Below are 17076 nucleotides of genomic sequence, written 5' to 3'. Positions count from 1 at the left end.
ACACCGGACCTTCGCTGGTCCCCGATGGACTGGGTGGCGCCATGCGGCGGCAACTGCGCCGTCTCGCCGGTCTCGGCATCCTCGCCGGCGTCGTCATCGCCGCGGTGGCCATGCTCACCTGGACGGCGGGCGATCCCTCGCTCAGCCACGCCACCAATGCCCCGGTGAAGAACTGGATCGGCAAGCCTGGCGCCATCCTCGCCGACCTGCTCATGCAGCTGTTCGGCCTTGCCGCCGTTGCCCTCCTCGCCGTGGCGGCGGTCTGGGGCTGGCTGATGCTGCGCGCCCGTCCTTTCGACCGCGAGGGCCTGCGCGTGCCGCTTGGCATCGGCGCGGCGATGATGGTGGCGGTTGCCGCCTCGCTCTCCCCGGCGCCGGCCGGATGGCCGCTGCCGACAGGGATCGGCGGCGTCATCGGCGACGGCGGCGTCACCGTCCTCTCGGCCCTCGCCGGCCGCCTCACCGGCCTGTCGCGCATCGTCGCGCTGCTCGCCGTGGCCGCCATCGGCCTCTTCCTGTTTGCCGCCGCCATCGGCTGGCTCTTCCGCCCCGAGCCGGAGACGCTCGAGGAAGAACTCGATCGCGTCGCGCCCAAGGCCCGGCGTCCGGCGGACGACGACCGCGAGCCCGGCCTCGTCGGCGGCATGGTCTCCAACGTTGCCGGCGCCGTCACCCACGGCATGCTGTCGGCGCGGGCGCGGGTCGCCCGCATGGTGGCCGAGGCCCCGGCCACCGCGCGCGCGGCCGCCGGTCGCCCGGCCGAGGCGCAGGCCCGTCCCTCCGGCCCCGGCCTCACCTCCCGTGCCAAGGCCTTCTTCCAGGAGCCCGACGATGACGGGCTGCCGGCCGCCCGGCCCACCTCCGGTGTGCGCCGCGAGCCGGTTCTCGATGAGCCCGCCGAGCGCCAGCCGCGCACCTTCCACGCGCCGCCTTCGCGGCCGCGGGCCCCTGACAACGCTAGCGACGGGCCGCCGCGCGAGGTTCCGGCGCCGCGCATCGCACCCGCCCATGAGCCCGAGGATGAGGCGCCGCTGCCCTCGCAGGTCTCCCCGCGAACGGCCACTGCCGGCCCGCGCATCCACGCCCCGCCGCCGGCTCCCCGCACCGTGCCGATCCAGCAGGCCCTGCCGCTGCCGCCGCCCGATGGTGTCGGTGATACCTACGAGATGCCGCCGCTCGACCTTCTCGCCGAACCGAAGCCCTCGGAGCGCGACCCGTCCATGTCGATGGAGGTGCTGCAGGACAATGCCGCGACGCTGGCCTCCACGCTCGACGATTTCGGCGTGCGCGGCGAGATCATCAATGTCCGCCCAGGCCCGGTGGTGACTCTCTACGAGCTGGAGCCTGCGCCCGGCACGCGCTCCAACCGCGTCATCGGCCTCGCCGACGATATCGCCCGCTCGATGTCGGCCATCTCGGCACGCGTCGCCCTCGTCGCCGGCCGCAACGCCATCGGTATCGAGCTGCCCAACGCCAAGCGCGAGAACGTGCTGCTGCGCGAGATGCTGGCGAGCCAGGACTTCATCACCGCCAAGGAAAAGCTGCCGATCGCGCTCGGCAAGACGATCGGCGGCGATCCGGTCATCGCCGACCTCGCCAAGATGCCCCACCTGCTCGTCGCCGGCACCACCGGCTCGGGCAAATCGGTCGCCATCAACACCATGATCCTGTCGCTGCTCTACCGGCTTCGCCCGGACCAGTGCCGCCTCATCATGGTCGATCCGAAAATGCTGGAACTGTCGATCTACGACGGCATTCCGCACCTCCTCACTCCCGTCGTCACCGACCCCAAGAAGGCGGTCGTCGCCCTCAAATGGGCGGTGCGCGAGATGGAGGAGCGCTACAAGAAGATGTCGAAGCTCGGCGTGCGCAACATCGACGGGTTCAATGCCCGCATGTTGCAGGCCAAGGCCAAGGGCGAGGTGCTCACCCGCACGGTGCAGACCGGCTTTGACCGCGAGACCGGCGAGGCGATCTACGAGCAGGAGGAAATGGGCCTCGAGCCGATCCCCTACATCGTCGTCATCGTCGACGAGATGGCCGACCTGATGATGGTCGCCGGCAAGGAGATCGAGGGCGCCATCCAGCGCCTGGCGCAGATGGCCCGCGCCGCCGGCATCCACCTCATCATGGCGACGCAGCGCCCCTCGGTCGACGTCATCACCGGCACGATCAAGGCGAACTTCCCCACCCGCATTTCCTTCCAGGTGACCTCGAAGATCGACAGCCGCACCATCCTCGGCGAGCAGGGCGCGGAGCAGCTGCTCGGCCGCGGCGACATGCTCTACATGGCCGGCGGCGGCCGCATCAGCCGCGTCCACGGTCCCTTCGTCTCGGACGAGGAGGTGGAGCGCATCGTCAATCACCTGAAGATGCAGGGCGCGCCCGACTATCTCGACGCCGTCACGACGGATGACGAGGAGGGTATGGAGGGCGATGGCGACGACGGCGCCGTGTTCGACAAGGGCGCCTTCGGCGAGGAGCCGGCCGACCTCTACGACAAGGCGGTGCAGGTCGTGCTGCGCGACAAAAAGGCCTCGACCTCCTATATCCAGCGGCGCCTGCAGATCGGTTATAACCGCGCTGCCTCGCTCATCGAGCGGATGGAACGGGAGGGCCTCGTGGGACCTGCCAACCATGCGGGCAAGCGCGAGATCCTGGTCCCGGAGGCGGCGGATTGACGGGCTTGCCGCCTCGAAATCGCCCCAACGCCTCCCTATCTCCCCTCACGCCATGACCCCGATGACCCTGACGCCGCGAGCCGCCGCCCCGACCGCCGAGACCGGATCCGTCAGCCGCCGGAGCCTGGTGCTCGGCCTTGTCGGTGTCGTCGCCGCCGCGCCGGCCTTCGGGCAGGGGGCGCCGATGCAGCTGAGCCCGGCCCCCGGCGCTGCGCCGCCGCGGGGCGCGCCCGTCGCCCCGGCCCAGGCCGCGCCGGCTGCGGCCCCTTCGGCGCTCTCGCCGCCGATCCGCCGCGCCGCGCCGCGTGCCGCCCGCGGTGTCGACGCGGATTCCCGCGACATCGCCCAGCAGGTCAACGCCTATTTCAACGGCATCCGCTACCTTCAGGGCGACTTTGTGCAGGTCGGCCCGGACGGCCGCCGCACCACCGGCAAGCTCTATCTCGACAAGCCCGGCAAGATCCGCTTCCAGTATGACGCGCCGAACCCGGTCGAGGTCGTCGCCGACGGACAGTCGGTGGCGGTGCGCGATCGCCGGCTCAACACCCAGGACATCTACCCGCTGTCGCAGACGCCGCTGCGCTTCCTGCTCTCCGACCGCATCGACATCCTGCGCGACGCCAATGTCACCTCGGTCACCCGCGATCCCGACTATGTCATCGTCATGCTGGAGGAGCGGCAGGCCCTCGGCGGCACCAACCGGCTCATGGTGCTGTTCAACGCCGCCGACCTGACGCTGCGCCAGTGGACGGTCTATGACGCGCAGGGCTACGAGACCTCGGTGGCGCTGCACAATCTCGATCCGCGCGTCCGGCCGGATCAGCGCCTCTTCCGCATCAACTACCAGCGCCTGCTGGAGTGACGGCGCTTAGTCGATCGCCGCCAGCGTCCGCATCACGGTGAAGCGGCAGGTGACCGCCGCGACCGCCGTCACCAGCACCACCAGCACGGCGATTCCCGCATAGCCCGTCGCGCCCAGGGCGAAAGACCCGAACAGCGCCTCGATCTGGTCGCCGCCGGCCGTCGCGCGCCAGCGCGCCGCAATGAGTCCCGAGGCCATGATGGCGCCGAGCGCCGCGAGGCCGCCGGCCACCGAGCCCTTCAGCGCCAGCCAGAGGAAATGGCGCTGGAACTCGCCGGCGATGAAGGCGTCGCGGGCGCCGACGAAATGCAGCACCTCGACCACCGGCCGGTTCGTCTCGACGGCGGCGCGGGTGGCGAAGACCACCGACAGTCCGGTGGCGGCGATCATCAGCGCGACAATGACGAGGCCGACGACGATCACCGCGCGAGCCATGGCGCGCAGCCGGTCGAACCATTGGCGGTGGTCGTCGAGGCTCGCGGTGGGCACTTCCGCCAGCGCCCGGCGGAAGGCCTCCATGTTGGTGCGGCGATCGTCGGCGAGCTTCACCACGATGAGGCGGGGGATGGGCAGGTCCTCGGCGCCGAGGCCGGTGCCGAGCCAGGGCTCGAGCATCCGCCGCGTCTCCTCCGCCGTGTAGGGCGCGACATCGGCAACGCCGGGGAAGCGGACGGCGATCTCGGTGGCGCGGGTGACATCGGCATTCACGTCGCGGCCGGCCACCGGGCGCACCTGGATCGTCGCCTCGCGGACGATGGAGGAGGTCCAGTCGGCGGCGGCCGTGCGGACAAGATCGACCCCGCCGACGGTAAGCGAGCCGAGGAACGTCATGATCGCGATGATGACCATCAGCGCCCGTCCGGCGATGGAGGAGGGCGGCACCAGCGAGGCGCCGCGCCCCGGGCGTGCGGCCCGCTCGCCCGCGCCATCACGTCCCTGCGCCGCCACCCAGTGCTGCAGCGAGGCGCTGCGCCGCGTTCCCGTTACCATCCGCCGTCCTCGCTGACATGCGGATCGGTGACGGTGAGGCCGCCGTCGCGGATGAAGATGTGGCGCGCCTCCACCTGGTCGAGCAGGGAGAGGTCGTGGGTGGCGATGAGCACGGCGGTGCCGGTGCGGTTCAGCTCGACGAAGAGGCGCAGCAGGCGCTTGGCCAGCGGCGGATCGACATTGCCGGTCGGCTCGTCCGCCAGCAGCATTTCTGGCCGCACGATGACGGCGCGGGCAATGGCGGCGCGCTGCTTCTCGCCGCCCGACAGGATCGGCGGATAGGCGTCGATGCGCTCGCCGAGGCCCACCCATTCGAGCAGGTCGACCACCTCGGAGCGGTAGCTCGCCTCCTCCTTGCCGAGGACGCGCAAGGGGAGCGCGACATTCTCGTAGGTCGTCAGGTGGTCGAGCAGGCGGAAGTCCTGGAAGACGATGCCGATGCGCCGGCGCAGCACCGAGAGCTCGTCCTTGGTGAGGTGGGAGGTGTCGTGGTCGAAGACGGTGAGCGTGCCGCGCGTCGGCCGCAGCGACAGGAAGAGCAGCTTGAGGAGGCTGGTCTTGCCGGCACCCGAGGGTCCGGTGAGGAACTGGAAGGAATGCGGCTCGATGCCGAAGGTCAGATCCCTCAGCACCTCGGGCCCGAGCCCGTAACGCAGACCGACATTCTCGAAGCGGACCAAGCCGTGGCTCTCCCGGGGGGTGGCGATTCGCCGCCGGGATCATGCCACGAAGGCGCGCTTAACGGCCAATTAACCACGCTCGCCGATGGTGGAGGCGAGGGACATAGGTCCCGAGGCTTTGCGTCACCATGCTGATCGTCTGCCCGTCCTGCGCGACGGCCTTCCGGGTCACGAGGACCGTCCTGGGCGATGCCGGGCGGCAGGTCCGCTGTGCCCAGTGCCGGACGGTCTGGCTGGCGACGCCCGAGAGCGCGCTTGAGGATGACGCCATGGCGGCGACCGGGGCCGCGAGCGCCTCGGCCGGCCGTGCCGCGCCGCCACCCGCTCCGCCGCCTCCGCCCGCCGATGACGATGCCGACTGGGGCGCGGCCTTCGCCGAGGAGGCGCAGGCAAAGCCCACCGCCGCCGCCGATGAGGCCAAGGCCAAGGCCAAGTCAGACGACATGGATTTCGACGCGCCGGTTCCGGCCGCCGAGGCGCCCTCCATCCAGCCCTCCGCCGACGTGCCGCCGCTGCCGTCGCGGCTTCCTCCCGCAGACGACGGGCCGTCGCCGCGTCCCGCCCGGCCCAAGGCCGACGAGCCCCCGAAGCGACGCTTCCGAAAGCCCTCCCTGCCGCGTCCGAGCGGCCGGTCCTTCCGGATGTCGCCCTCGGTCGTCATCCTTCTCCTGGGATCGGCCCTGCTCGCGACGTTCCTCCTGGGGCGCGAGCAGGTGGTGCGCACCGTGCCGGATTCGGCCAGCGTCTATGAGCGGATCGGCCTGCCGGTGAACTTGCGCGGCGTCGAGTTCCGCGACGTGAAAGGCGCCAACGAGATCGTCGACGGCGTCGTCGTGCTCGTCGTCGAGGGCCAGCTCGTCAACATCACCAGCCGCGGCGCCGACCTGCCGCGCCTGCGGCTCGCCGTGCGCGACGCCGGCGGCAAGGAGATCTACACCTGGACCGCGACGCCGCCCGCAGCCCGGCTCGAGGCCGGACAGGCGGTGCCTTTCCGCTCGCGGCTCGCCTCGCCGCCGCCCGACGGGTCAAGCGTCGAGGTCCGCTTCTTCACCCGGATGGACGCGGGCGGTCGATGAGCCGCATCCGGCGGTCCGCCGCCGGCAGGTGACGGCGGTTGCACGCCGCGATACATCTAACCCCCAACGATCCCGCCGCGCGGGAGCCTGCCGGAGCCCTCATCCGATGAACCGTGACAACATCCGCGTCCTCTTCTCGGCGGAGGCCATCGCCGAGCGCAACACGGCGCTGGTGAAGGAGATCGCCGACGCGAAGCCCGAGCGGCTGCTCGTCGTCGCCGTGCTGAAGGGCAGCTTCGTCTTCGCCGCGGACCTCATTCGCGCCATGGACGCGGCCGGCATGGCGCCCGAGGTGGAGTTCATGTCGCTGTCCTCCTATCTCGAAGGAACGGTGTCGACGGGCCAGGTCCGTGTCGTCCACGACATCGAGAGCCCGGTTGAGGGCCGCGACGTGCTGCTGGTCGACGACATCCTGGAGAGCGGCCGCACGCTCACCTATGCCAAGGACCTGCTGATGGCCCGCGGCGCCCGCTCGGTGAAGACCTGCGTGCTCCTCGAAAAACCCGGCAAGCGCGCCATCCACCTCGAGCCCGACCATGTTGGCTTCACCTGCCCGGACGTCTTCGTCGTCGGCTACGGCATGGATGTCGCCCATGCCTGGCGGCAGCTGCCCTTCGTCGGCGTGATCGGGGACTGATCGTGGCGACAGTTCTGATCGCCGAGGACGACGAGCCGGTGCGGGCCTTCGTCCGCCGCGCGCTGGAGATCGACGGCCATGTCGTGACCGAGGCGCGGGACGGCGCCGAGGCCCTGGAGATCCTCGAGGAGCGCAAGGGCGCCTTCGACCTCCTGCTCACCGATATCCGCATGCCGCTGATGGACGGGATCGCGCTGGCGCTGGCCGCCGCGCCGCAATTCCCCGACCTCGTGATCCTGCTGATGACAGGTTATGCCGACCAGCGCGAGCGCGCTCATGGCCTCGAAGCGCTGGTCCATGACGTCGTGACCAAGCCCTTCACCCTCGCCGATATCCGCGCCAAGGTGATGGAGGCGCTCGCCGCCGGGCCGAAGCGGCCGGCCTGAGCCGCAATGCAAAAAGGGCGGCCGGAGCCGCCCCTGGATGCACCATCGCTGATGGAGGGCTCAGCCCTTCTTCGAGGCCTTGTGGCGCTCGATCGCCTCGGTGATGAGGCGCCGCGCCTCGGCCGCGTCGCCCCAGCCGACCACCTTCACCCACTTGTTGGATTCGAGATCCTTGTAGTGGGAGAAGAAGTGCTCGATCTGCTTCAGCGTGATCTCCGGCAGATCCTTGATGTCGTGGACGTTCTCATAGCGACGGGTGAGCTTCGGCACGGGGACCGCGACGATCTTCTCGTCACCGCCGGCCTCGTCCTCCATCTTCAGTACGCCGACCGGGCGGCAGGCCACCACCGCGCCGGGAATGATGCCGCGCTGGTTGGCGATGAGCACGTCGCAGGGATCGCCGTCCTCAGAGAGGGTGTGGGGGATGAAGCCGTAGTTCCCGGGATAGCGCATCGACGTGTAGAGGAAGCGGTCGACCACCAGGGTGCCGGCCTCCTTGTCCATCTCATACTTGATGGGCTCGCCGCCGACCGGCACCTCGACGATCACATTGACCTCGTCGGGCGGGTTCTTGCCGATCGAAATGGCATCGATACGCATGGGGACGTCTCCGGAATAGGGTGCGTCTCGTTAGCCGCAACAGCACCCCGCCCGCAAGTACCGCAGTGCGGAATCCGCCTTCGACTTCAGGCGATCCTGCTGTGTCGGGACGGCTGGCGCGTCAGGCGGCCCAGCCGAAGGCGGTCTTGTCGAGCGCGCGGTCGCCGAAGGTCTCGGAGGAGCGCGCCACCGGCTTGCCGCCGAGGCCGCGATAGAAGCGCATGGCGGCATCATTGTCGCTCAGCGCCCAGACCACCATGCTGTCGAGGCCATGGGCCTCGAGGTCCTTGCGGGCCGAGGCGAAGAGGCGCTGGCCGAGGCCAAGGCCGATGAACTTCGGGCGCAGGTAGAGCTCGTAGATCTCGCCCTCGTAGGTGAGGGCCTTGGCGCGGTTGCGGCCGTAATTGGCATAGCCGGCGATCTCGTCGCCGAAGCCGAGAAGGGCGATGCGGTTGCCCTTGCGAATGGCGGCATCCCACCAGCCCGGACCGCGGCGGGAGATGAGCTTTTCGAGCTCGGCGCCGGGGATCAGGCCACGGTAGGCCGCGCGCCAGGCCTCGTCGTGGACTTCCGCCACGATGGGTGCATCGGACTGGCGCGCGAGGCGCACTTCTGTCGTAACCGTCTTCATCGTGTGAGAATGGAACCACGAGACCGTGTGCGCCGCAACGGTTTCGTTAAGGGTTCGTCAACAGGTATGGACAAAGGGTTAATATCAACAGGCCCCCTGGCGGGCCTCCCTGCCATGCAAAAAGCCCCGGCCGGGACCGGGGCTTTCTGGCAGTTCGAAGTGGCGCTGATCAGGCCTGCTGGATGGCCGAGAGCTGCCAGACGCCGCCATGCGGGCGACGGAAGGTCCACAGTTCGACGGCCTCGCCGCCCTGCTGGTTGCCCTCGACGACACGGCCGGAGGCGCGCTCGACCATGACATCGGTGCGCGAGAAGCGCATGGCGACGGTGGCATAATCCGCGTCCTGCTCGCGCCAGCCTTCCGACAGGTCGCCCTGCAGCAGCTTGACGTTGGAGATGCGGTTGACGAGGCCGCGGCGACCGTTCTCGGCGAGGTCCTCGGCGAAGTAGCCGGCCATCTCCGGCGTCGCCATGGCGCGGAGCGCGTTGAGGTCCTCACGCGAATAGGCCTCGTTCACGTGGCCGAGCAGGCGCTCGAACGTGTCGAAGTCCTGCGGCTGCACGCCGATCGTGTCGCTCGGTCCGGCGGGAGCGGCGACCGAACCGCCGGCCATGCCGGGGATCGGGCCGGGGGCGCCCATCGGGCCGTTGGCCGGGCCGCCCATCGGGCCACCCATGCCGGCGCGGGCCATGGCGGGCTCACCCTGCTGCGGGGTCTCGCGGCGGCCGCGGATGAGGCGGACGACGAGGTAGATCACGCCGGCGATCAGGGCGACCTGGAACAGGAGGCCGAGCATGCCCATCATCGAGCCGAGGCCGCCCATGAAGCCCTGGCCGGAGAGCAGGCCGAAGAGGCCGGCGCCGAGGAAGCCGGCGGCGAGGCCCATGCCGAGGCCACCCCAGCGCGAGCCCTGCTGCGCGGGCGGCGTTGCGCCGGGACGCTGCGCCATGCCGGGCTGCTGCATGCCGGGGCCCGGCTGCGTCCGCTGCATGGTGTTCGGCGCGGTATTGGTGGCCGCGGGCGCGGAATCGGTGCGGCTGCCACGGCTGCCGCCGGAACGCGGCGCAGCCTCGGCGAAGGCGGCGCCGAGCATGACGGCCACGCCGGCAATGGCGAGGGCACGAATGAGCTTCCGGGACCGGAAGAAGGAGTTCGACATGGTTTCCCCACGGGTGGCGCGGCCTTGTGATGGCCACTGCTGCCAGACTATCGGCATATGGGGGGTGTGTCGCCGTGCGACAATGCCGCAGCGAAAACGGCGAAACCGGCGTCGGTCGCCCGACGCCGGTTCACCAAACCTTAAAACCTCAGCCGATCAGGCGGCTTCGGCGCGCTTCTTGGCGATGGCCGACTTGATCTGCCGCGCCTTGGGCGACAGGTCCTCGGCACGGGCCTTCTGCAGGAAGGCATCGAGGCCGCCATTGTGGTCGACCGAGCGCAGGGCGTGGGTCGACACGCGCAGCGAGACAGTCTGACCGAGGACCTCGGACGAGAAGGAGATGTTCTGCAGGTTCGGCAGGAAGCGGTGCTTCGTCTTGATGTTCGAGTGGCTGACGCGATGGCCAACCAGAACACCCTTGCCGGTGAGTTCACAACGACGCGACATCGGTCGGATCCCAAAGGTAAAGTGCGACGGCGAGAGCCGGCCGCTGGACAGCTTGGTCCTGTTCGGAGACGCGACGGGATAGTGACAGGACCCCCGCCTGTCAAGCAAAACCCTAAGGGCCGCCTGACATCTGACCTCCGGAGCCCGATAAGCCATGCCGATCGCCCGCGTCCACCGCATCATCGCCCAGGGTCCCGACGACGCTGCGGGGCTCGAATCCGCCATCGCGGCGGGAACCATCGACCCGGCCGGCATCCTCGCCATTTTCGGCAAAACCGAGGGCAATGGCTGCGTCAACGACTTCACGCGCGGCTTCGCCACCCAGTCGCTGACCCTGGCGCTGGCCCGCCATATCGGCGAGGAGCGCGCGAAAGCGGTCTGCTATGTCATGTCCGGCGGCACCGAAGGCGCCATGACGCCCCACTGGACCGTCTTCGAGCGCGTCGAGGGCGAGGGCGAGCCGGGTCCGGCGCTGGCCATCGGCCGCGTCCACACCGCCGCACTCCCGGCGGAGGATCTCGGCCGGCTCGGACAGGTGCGGCAGGTGGCGGCGGGCGTGCGCGCTGCCATGGCACAGGCGGGGCTCACCGACCCGGCCGATGTCCATTTCGTCCAGATCAAGTGCCCGCTGCTGACCGCCCAGCGCATTGGCGAGGCGGAAGCGCGCGGCGCCAGCGTCGCCGTCCGCGACACGCTCAAATCCATGGGCCTGTCGCGCGGCGCCTCGTCGCTCGGCGTCGCCGTGGCGCTGGCTGAGATCGCGGAAAGTGATCTCACCGACGCCCAGATCGGCCGCGACCTCGGGCTCTGGTCAGGCCGCGCCAGCGCCTCGGCCGGGGTCGAACTCCTCAACCACGAGATCGTCGTGCTCGGCATGTCGAAGAGCTGGTCGGGTCCCCTCGCCATCGACCACGCCGTCATGGGCGACGCCATCGACGTGGAGCCGGTGCGGGCGGCGCTGGCGCGGCTCGGTCTTGGCGCGCCGGGCCAGCTCGGACAGGCGGCGCGGGACCGTCTCGTGGCGCTGCTTGCCAAGGCGGAAGCCTCGCCAGACGGTCAGGTCCGCGGCGCGCGGCACACGATGCTCGACGATTCCGACATTTCCTCCACCCGTCATGCCCGCGCCTTCGTCGCGGGGGCGCTGGCCGGGGTGGTCGGCCGCACCGACATCTATGTCTCCGGCGGCGCCGAGCATCAGGGGCCGCCGGGCGGCGGGCCGGTGGCGGTCATCGCCCGGAAGGGCTGATCAGGTCGCGGAGGCGACCATCGCCGCGACGAAATCGCGGGTGGACTGGCCGATCATGCCGCCGCGCCGCGCGGCTTCGGGATTGAGGGCGGAGATGAAGCCGTCCTCCCAGACCGAAAGCCCATCGCCGATGCGGGCGGAGAAGGCGGAGACCGTCGCGCCGGCAATGCCGCGGTCCTGGAGGGCGGGCAGACGCGAGATCCCGGCATCGTCGAGGCCGCGGTCGGCATCGACATAGAGGCCGGCGAGGACCTGCGCCTTCACCGCCGTCTCCGGGCGGCCACCGAGAAGGCCGCCATGGGAGGCGGTGACGACGACGTGGCCAGCATCCTCCGGACCGATAAGACCGTTGGAATCGAGGACGAAGACCTTCACGCCTCCTGCGCCCGCCTCGGCGATCGCGTGGCGGGCCTCGGCCAGGGGTGCGGGCTCGGGGGCCGGTGTCAGGTCCGCAGCGGCGAGGATGTCGAGGGCGGTGGCACAGGCCATGCCGGGCCGCAGGCCGAGGCTCGCCGCGGCGGCATTGACGAAGGAGAGCACGCCGCGCGCCGGCATGTCGGCGCCCCAGCCAATGCGGGCGGAGGTGTGGGCGACCGTCGCGCCGGGCACGCCGAGGCCGTCGAGGAAGGCAAGGCCCGAGATCCCCGCCTGCTCGCGGCCAATGCCGGCATCGTTGAGGATCAGGGCGCCGACGCCTTTCCGCGCGCCGTACCAGGCGGCATAGACGGCGCCATGCGAGGCGCAGACGGCGATGCGGCCGCGCGCATCGGCCGTCAGGTGGGTCACGCTGTCGAGGACGATAGGCGCTGAAGGTTGAGGCGCTGTCATGATCGGGCCGTCGGATCGAGGGGCCGGCACTGTCGCCATCCTGCACCCCTCCCGCAACCGCGCCAGCCGGGCCTTTCGGCGGGGGCCAGTCATGCCCGCCCTTCGCTTGACACCTTGGCCCTCGTCCTCACACTCGCGGCCAACGACCCGCTGCGACGGGCATCAGCCGGCGACAGACCGGCGACGGGAGGCATGACATGACGGCTTCGGCCGGGCGCGCCGCGCGCCGCTACCACGTCCGCGAAGAGGACGTTCCGGGCTATCACCCCGCCAACCACACCGGCACGCTGAACCGTCGGCTCATCAGCCGCGAGACGGTGGGGGCCGAGAGCGTCGAGATGCTCATCGGCACCATCGAGCGCGGCAATGGCGCCTTGCCCCATGCCCATCCCGGCATCGACCAGATCTGCTACCTGCTCGCCGGCACGGCCGAGGCGGAGGTCGATGGCCAGCGCTTCACCATGCGGCCAGGCGATTCCTGCTTCTTTCCCGCCGGCATGGAGCATGTCTTCACGGTGACCAGCGAGACGCCCGTGCGCGTCCTCGTCATCTACACCCCGCCTTACGAAGAGAACCCCGAACGGGTCATTCGCCGCCGCTGACCGGCTGGCCGAGGGAGGACGAGCATGATCGACCGACGCGCGCTTCTCGCCGGGGCCGCCGCAATGGGCGTGGCCTCAGCCGCTCGTGCCTATCCGGTGCGGCCGGTGACCCTGGTCGTTCCCTTCGCCGCGGGCAGCGGCACCGACACCGTGGCGCGCATCGTCGCCCAGCAGCTGGGCACAAGGCTCGGCCAGTCCGTGGTGGTGGAGAACCGGGCCGGCGCCAACGGATCGGTGGCGGCGACCTTCGTGGCCCGCTCCGAACCCGACGGCCATACGCTGTTCATGACGACCAACACGTCGCATTCGGCCAATCCGAGCCTGTTGAAGTCCATCCCCTATGATCCTGTCGCCGACTTCACGCCGGTGGCGCGAATGGGGAACCTGCCCTTCCTGCTGGTCATCGACCCGAAGATACCGGCGACATCGGTGAAAGAGCTCGTGGCCCATGCCAGGGCCAATCCCGGCAAGCTGACCTATGCCAGCGGCAATTCCACCGGCATCGTTGCGGGCGCGACCTTCGCGCGACGGGCGGGAATCGACGTGCTGCACGTGCCCTATCGCTCTACCCCGCCGGCCATCACCGATATCATCGGCGGGCGCATCTCCATGATGTTCGTCGACATCACCGCGTCCCTGACGCAGGTGAATGCCGGTGCGCTCCGGGCGCTGGCGGTGACCACGGCGGAGCGCTCGAAACTCCTGCCGGACCTGCCGTCGATGCAGGAGGCGGGCGTGGCCGAATTCGACATCACCTCGTGGAACGGCGTCTTCGGTCCTGCGAAATTGCCGGCGGAGGTGGTGCAGCGCCTCAACCGCGAACTGTCGGCCATCGCCACCGATCCGGAGCTCGTGAAGAAATTCGCCGAGATCGGCTTCGACGCCTTCGCCCAGACGCCGGCCGAGCTCGACGCCTTCGTGCGGGCGCAACTGGTCACCTGGGCGCGGATGATCAAGGACGCCGGCATCGAGCCGCAATGAGCACCATGGATTTCTCGCTCTCAGCCGATCAGCAGGCCCTGCGTGAGGCGGTGATCCGCCTCTGCAGTCGGTTCGGCGACGACTATTGGCTCGAGCGCGACACCAAGGGCGGTTTTCCGCACGATTTCCATGCCGCCTTCGCCGAGGCCGGCTTCCTCGGCATCGCCATGCCGGAGGCCCATGGCGGCTCGGGCCTCGGCATCACCGAGGCAGCGCTGTTGATGGAGGCGATCGCCGCCTCCGGCGCCGGCATGTCGGGGGCCTCCGCCATCCATCTCAATATTTTCGGGCTCAACCCCGTCGTGGTGAAAGGGACCGAGGCGCAGCAGGCGCGCATGCTCCCGCCGCTGATCCAGGGGCGCGAGAAGGCCTGTTTCGGCGTGACCGAGCCCGATGCCGGCCTCGACACGCTGAAGATCAAGACGCGGGCCGAGCGGCAGGGCGATGTCTATGTGGTCACGGGGCAGAAGATCTGGACCTCGACGGCGCAGGTCGCCGACAAGATCCTGCTGCTGGCGCGCACCACGCCGCTCTCCGATGTCAAACGCCGCACCGACGGGTTGTCGCTGTTCTACACGACGCTGGACCGCGCCCATGTCGAGGTGCGCGAGATCGCCAAGATGGGCCGCAAGGCCGTCGATTCGAACCAGGTCTTCTTCGACCGCCTGCCCGTGCCCGCCGCCGACCTCATCGGCGAGGAGGGCAAGGGCTTCGACATCATCCTGCACGGGCTGAACCCCGAGCGCATCCTCATCGCCGCCGAGGCCATCGGCCTCGGGCGCGCCGCGCTGAAGCGGGCCAGCGCCTATGCCCAGGACCGCCGCGTCTTCGACCGGCCCATCGGCCAGAACCAGGGCATCCAGCATCCCCTAGCCGAGCGCTGGATGGAGCTGGAAGCGGCCGAGCTGATGATGCTCAAGGCGGCGACGCTCTATGACCGCGGCGAGCCCTGCGGTCCCCATGCCAATGCCGCCAAATATCTGGCGGCGGAGGCCGGCTACCGCGCCTGCGAAACAGCCGTGATGACGCTCGGCGGCATGGGCTATGCCCGCGAGTTCCATGTCGAGCGCTACCTGCGCGAGGCCTGGATCCCCCGCCTCGCGCCGGTTTCTGCCCAGCTCATCCTCTCCTTCATTGCGGAGAAGGTCCTCGACCTCCCGAAATCCTACTGACGCGCCACCTCACCCTGGACCAGAGCCGATGCAGAGCACCCACAATGTCCAGCGCCTGCTGGATCTCTTCGGCACCATGTGCCGCATCCGCGCCTTCGAGACCGCGGCGCTCAACGCCCACAAGGAGGGCGTCGTGCCCGGGCCGCTGCATGTCTCCATCGGCCAGGAGGGGGTCGCGACCGGCGTCTGCCTGAACCTTGCCACCGAGGACCGCATCACCTCGAACCATCGCGGTCATGGCCACGCCATCGCCAAGGGCGCGGGGGTCCAGGGCATGATGCGCGAGCTCTTCGGCCGCGACGGCGGCCATTGCCGCGGCAAGGGCGGCTCCATGCACATTGCCGACTTCTCGGTCGGCATGCTCGGGGCGAACGGCGTCGTCTCCGGCGGCATCCCCATCGCGGTCGGCGCGGCGCAGGGCCTCAAGATGATGCGCTCGAGCGCCATCGCGGTGTGCTTCTTCGGCGACGGCGCCATCAACCGCGGGCCCTTCCTCGAAGGGCTGAACTGGGCGGCGCTCTACCAGCTCCCCGTTCTCTTCATCTGCGAGGACAATGGCGTTTCCGCCTTCACCGCCACCGACACGGTGACGGCCGGCCCGGGCGTCATGGCGCGCGCCGAGGCTCTCGGCGTGCCGGGGGTGAGCGTCGACGGCAACGACGTCATGGCGGTGGATGAGGCGGCGGCGCGGCTGGTCGCCGAGGTGCGCGCCGGCAAGGGGCCGCGGCTCCTTCACGCCCGCACCTTCCGCATCACCGGCCACACCTCGACCGATGCCGCCGCCTGGCGCGACCCGGCCAGCGTCGAGGAGGCGAAGACGCGCGACCCGATCGACCGGCTGGCGGTGGTCCTCGCCGAGCGCGGGATCGCGGCGGCGGATCTCGACGCTGTCCGCAAGGCCGCGCGCGAGGAGATGGATGCGGCGGTGGCCGACGCCAAGGCGGCGCCCTGGCCGCAGGAGGCCATCGCCTACGAGGATGTGCAGGACGTCGGCGCGGTCGCCTATTCGGGAGTTTCGGCATGAGCGGGCAGTCGGTCACCCTGGTCGAGGCTGTCCGCCTCGCCGCCCTGCAGGAAATGCGGCGCGACCCCACCGTCTGGGTCCTCGGCGAGGATGTCGCCCGCGGCGGCCTCTACGGCCAGTACAAGGACTTCCTCCCGGAATTCGGGCCGGAGCGGGTTGTCTCCACGCCCATTTCGGAATCGGTGATCATGGGCGCCGGGCTCGGCGCGGCGCTGGTCGGCACGCGGCCGATCATCGAGATGCGCATCTTCGACTTCGTCATGTGCGCCATGGACGAGCTGGTGAACCAGATCGCCAAGATCCGCTACATGTTCGGCGGCCAGGCGAAGCCCTCCGTCGTGGTGCGGATGCCGCACGGCATCTGGCGTAACTCGGCGGCTCAGCACAGCCAGATGCTGGAGGCCTGGTTCGTCCACCTGCCCGGCGTCATCGTGGTGACGCCCTCGACCCCGGCCGATGCGGCGGGACTGCTGGTCAGCGCCATCCGCTCTGATGATCCCGTGCTGTTCTTCGATCCGAAGAACCTCTTTCCGCTCACCGGCGAGGTGGCCCAGGTCATCGAGCCGATCCCCTTCGGCAAGGCGCGGACCGTGCGCGAGGGGCGTGATCTCACCCTCGTCTCATGGTCGGCGATCCTGCCGGCGGTCGAGCAGGCGGCGGCAACGCTTGCCGCGGAGGGTATCGCTGCCGATGTCATCGACCTGCGCACCCTCTGGCCCTGGGACGAGGCGGCGGTCTGCGCCTCGGTGGAGAAGACCGGGCGGCTGCTGGTGGTCCAGGAGGCCGTGACGGCAGCCGGCTTTGGCGCCGAGGTGGTCTCCACCGTGATCGAGCGCCTCGGCCCGGCAAGGGTGAAGGCCGCCCGCCGGCTCGGCGCGCCGCGCATCCCCGTGCCCTTCTCGCCACCGCTGGAAGATGCCGTGAAGGTCACCCCGGCAAAGATCGTCGCTGCTGCCAAGGCGGTCATGGCGGGATGAGGCCGCCTCACCCTTCCGCTTAGGGGAATTACGTATCAGCCCTTATTGTTCGCGTCATGGGCGGATGGGACAGTCCGTGATGCGGCCGTCGGGCGAT

The 17076-nt window shown here is 69.9% G+C and carries 18 protein-coding genes; 11 read left to right on the top strand and 7 right to left on the bottom strand.

Translation table 11 applies throughout. The features are described 5' to 3' along the window. Positions 1–41: 41 nt before the first annotated feature. Both O9344_RS18950 and O9344_RS18945 read left to right on the top strand, forming a co-directional pair. Complete coding sequence (locus O9344_RS18950; protein WP_298481015.1) at positions 42–2681, top strand: DNA translocase FtsK; 2640 nt, start codon at positions 42–44, stop codon at positions 2679–2681. Between the two features lie 61 nt (positions 2682–2742). After that, entirely contained in the window at positions 2743–3543 is an 801-nt protein-coding gene (locus tag O9344_RS18945) for an outer-membrane lipoprotein carrier protein LolA (RefSeq protein ID WP_298481013.1), read from the top strand. Positions 3544–3549: 6 nt separating this feature from the next. Here the strand turns inward: O9344_RS18945 and O9344_RS18940 are convergent, their stop codons facing one another. Next, a complete protein-coding gene (locus tag O9344_RS18940) occupies positions 3550–4533 on the bottom strand; it encodes an ABC transporter permease (RefSeq protein WP_298481011.1) in 984 nt (327 codons plus the stop codon). Beyond that, positions 4527–5213 carry a cell division ATP-binding protein FtsE gene (ftsE, locus tag O9344_RS18935; protein WP_298481009.1) on the bottom strand — a complete coding sequence of 229 codons (687 nt, stop codon included), beginning with the start codon at positions 5211–5213 and terminating at the stop codon, positions 4527–4529. The genes O9344_RS18940 and ftsE overlap by 7 nt, the downstream gene beginning before the upstream one ends. Positions 5214–5341: 128 nt before the next feature. Between ftsE and O9344_RS18930 the strand changes: the two genes are divergently transcribed. From O9344_RS18930 to O9344_RS18920, 3 genes are all read left to right on the top strand, one after another. Then, positions 5342–6289, top strand: coding sequence for an MJ0042-type zinc finger domain-containing protein (locus O9344_RS18930; RefSeq protein WP_298481007.1), 948 nt, complete (start codon positions 5342–5344; stop codon positions 6287–6289). A gap of 106 nt (positions 6290–6395) precedes the next feature. Next, positions 6396–6926, top strand: coding sequence for a hypoxanthine phosphoribosyltransferase (gene hpt, locus O9344_RS18925; RefSeq protein WP_298481005.1), 531 nt, complete (start codon positions 6396–6398; stop codon positions 6924–6926). A 2-nt stretch (positions 6927–6928) separates the two neighbouring features. Further along, positions 6929–7312, top strand: coding sequence for a response regulator (locus tag O9344_RS18920; RefSeq protein ID WP_298481003.1), 384 nt, complete (start codon positions 6929–6931; stop codon positions 7310–7312). 60 nt (positions 7313–7372) lie between these two features. Here the strand turns inward: O9344_RS18920 and ppa are convergent, their stop codons facing one another. From ppa to rpmB, 4 genes are all read right to left on the bottom strand, one after another. Beyond that, positions 7373–7912: an inorganic diphosphatase gene (gene ppa / locus O9344_RS18915; RefSeq protein ID WP_298481001.1), complete on the bottom strand. Its 540-nt coding sequence runs from the start codon at positions 7910–7912 to the stop codon at positions 7373–7375. Positions 7913–8033: 121 nt separating this feature from the next. Next, the gene (locus tag O9344_RS18910) at positions 8034–8543 is read right to left on the bottom strand and encodes a GNAT family N-acetyltransferase (protein ID WP_298480999.1); all 510 of its coding nucleotides are present in this window, start codon (positions 8541–8543) and stop codon (positions 8034–8036) included. A 169-nt stretch (positions 8544–8712) separates the two neighbouring features. Further along, entirely contained in the window at positions 8713–9702 is a 990-nt protein-coding gene (locus tag O9344_RS18905; protein WP_298480997.1) for a TIM44-like domain-containing protein, read from the bottom strand. Positions 9703–9858: 156 nt separating this feature from the next. Then, the gene (rpmB, locus tag O9344_RS18900; RefSeq protein ID WP_298480995.1) at positions 9859–10149 is read right to left on the bottom strand and encodes a 50S ribosomal protein L28; all 291 of its coding nucleotides are present in this window, start codon (positions 10147–10149) and stop codon (positions 9859–9861) included. A gap of 154 nt (positions 10150–10303) precedes the next feature. Here rpmB and O9344_RS18895 point away from each other — a divergent pair, with 154 nt between their 5' ends. Continuing rightward, entirely contained in the window at positions 10304–11395 is a 1092-nt protein-coding gene (locus tag O9344_RS18895) for a ring-opening amidohydrolase (protein ID WP_298480993.1), read from the top strand. On the opposite strand, the gene O9344_RS18890 is transcribed toward O9344_RS18895, so the two are convergent. Further along, a complete protein-coding gene (locus O9344_RS18890) occupies positions 11396–12181 on the bottom strand; it encodes a hypothetical protein (RefSeq protein WP_298480991.1) in 786 nt (261 codons plus the stop codon). It lies immediately after the preceding gene. Positions 12182–12420: 239 nt separating this feature from the next. Here O9344_RS18890 and O9344_RS18885 point away from each other — a divergent pair, with 239 nt between their 5' ends. The 5 genes from O9344_RS18885 to O9344_RS18865 are packed head-to-tail and all read left to right on the top strand — an operon-like array spanning position 12421 to position 16979. Beyond that, entirely contained in the window at positions 12421–12825 is a 405-nt protein-coding gene (locus tag O9344_RS18885; RefSeq protein ID WP_298480989.1) for a cupin domain-containing protein, read from the top strand. 24 nt (positions 12826–12849) lie between these two features. Then, positions 12850–13806: a tripartite tricarboxylate transporter substrate binding protein gene (locus tag O9344_RS18880; RefSeq protein ID WP_298480987.1), complete on the top strand. Its 957-nt coding sequence runs from the start codon at positions 12850–12852 to the stop codon at positions 13804–13806. Between the two features lie 5 nt (positions 13807–13811). Beyond that, positions 13812–14978, top strand: a complete 1167-nt coding sequence (locus O9344_RS18875; RefSeq protein ID WP_298480985.1) for an acyl-CoA dehydrogenase family protein — start codon at positions 13812–13814, stop codon at positions 14976–14978. A gap of 28 nt (positions 14979–15006) precedes the next feature. Then, the gene (locus O9344_RS18870) at positions 15007–16002 is read left to right on the top strand and encodes a thiamine pyrophosphate-dependent dehydrogenase E1 component subunit alpha (RefSeq protein WP_298480983.1); all 996 of its coding nucleotides are present in this window, start codon (positions 15007–15009) and stop codon (positions 16000–16002) included. Continuing rightward, the gene (locus O9344_RS18865; protein ID WP_298480981.1) at positions 15999–16979 is read left to right on the top strand and encodes a transketolase C-terminal domain-containing protein; all 981 of its coding nucleotides are present in this window, start codon (positions 15999–16001) and stop codon (positions 16977–16979) included. Before O9344_RS18870 ends, O9344_RS18865 begins: the two co-directional genes overlap by 4 nt. Positions 16980–17076 lie beyond the last annotated feature (97 nt).

It is taken from the genome of Phreatobacter sp., from assembly GCF_027532945.1.
Classification (GTDB): Bacteria; Pseudomonadota; Alphaproteobacteria; order Rhizobiales; family Phreatobacteraceae; genus Phreatobacter.
The sequence above is the reverse complement of the archived record's forward strand: the minus strand, read 5'-3'. Positions and strand labels throughout refer to the sequence as shown.

Excerpts from the sequence above, each read along its gene's own strand:
- O9344_RS18885 (WP_298480989.1), top strand. The coding sequence starts at position 12,421 with ATGACGGCTTCGGCCGGGCGCGCCGCGCGCCGCTACCACGTCCGCGAA.
- O9344_RS18905 (WP_298480997.1), bottom strand. The coding sequence starts at position 9,702 with ATGTCGAACTCCTTCTTCCGGTCCCGGAAGCTCATTCGTGCCCTCGCC.
- O9344_RS18910 (WP_298480999.1), bottom strand. The coding sequence starts at position 8,543 with ATGAAGACGGTTACGACAGAAGTGCGCCTCGCGCGCCAGTCCGATGCA.
- O9344_RS18895 (WP_298480993.1), top strand. The coding sequence starts at position 10,304 with ATGCCGATCGCCCGCGTCCACCGCATCATCGCCCAGGGTCCCGACGAC.
- O9344_RS18945 (WP_298481013.1), top strand. The coding sequence starts at position 2,743 with ATGACCCTGACGCCGCGAGCCGCCGCCCCGACCGCCGAGACCGGATCC.
- O9344_RS18950 (WP_298481015.1), top strand. The coding sequence starts at position 42 with ATGCGGCGGCAACTGCGCCGTCTCGCCGGTCTCGGCATCCTCGCCGGC.
- O9344_RS18880 (WP_298480987.1), top strand. The coding sequence starts at position 12,850 with ATGATCGACCGACGCGCGCTTCTCGCCGGGGCCGCCGCAATGGGCGTG.
- O9344_RS18865 (WP_298480981.1), top strand. The coding sequence starts at position 15,999 with ATGAGCGGGCAGTCGGTCACCCTGGTCGAGGCTGTCCGCCTCGCCGCC.
- ppa (WP_298481001.1), bottom strand. The coding sequence starts at position 7,912 with ATGCGTATCGATGCCATTTCGATCGGCAAGAACCCGCCCGACGAGGTC.
- hpt (WP_298481005.1), top strand. The coding sequence starts at position 6,396 with ATGAACCGTGACAACATCCGCGTCCTCTTCTCGGCGGAGGCCATCGCC.
- O9344_RS18940 (WP_298481011.1), bottom strand. The coding sequence starts at position 4,533 with ATGGTAACGGGAACGCGGCGCAGCGCCTCGCTGCAGCACTGGGTGGCG.
- O9344_RS18870 (WP_298480983.1), top strand. The coding sequence starts at position 15,007 with ATGCAGAGCACCCACAATGTCCAGCGCCTGCTGGATCTCTTCGGCACC.
- O9344_RS18930 (WP_298481007.1), top strand. The coding sequence starts at position 5,342 with ATGCTGATCGTCTGCCCGTCCTGCGCGACGGCCTTCCGGGTCACGAGG.
- rpmB (WP_298480995.1), bottom strand. The coding sequence starts at position 10,149 with ATGTCGCGTCGTTGTGAACTCACCGGCAAGGGTGTTCTGGTTGGCCAT.
- O9344_RS18875 (WP_298480985.1), top strand. The coding sequence starts at position 13,812 with ATGGATTTCTCGCTCTCAGCCGATCAGCAGGCCCTGCGTGAGGCGGTG.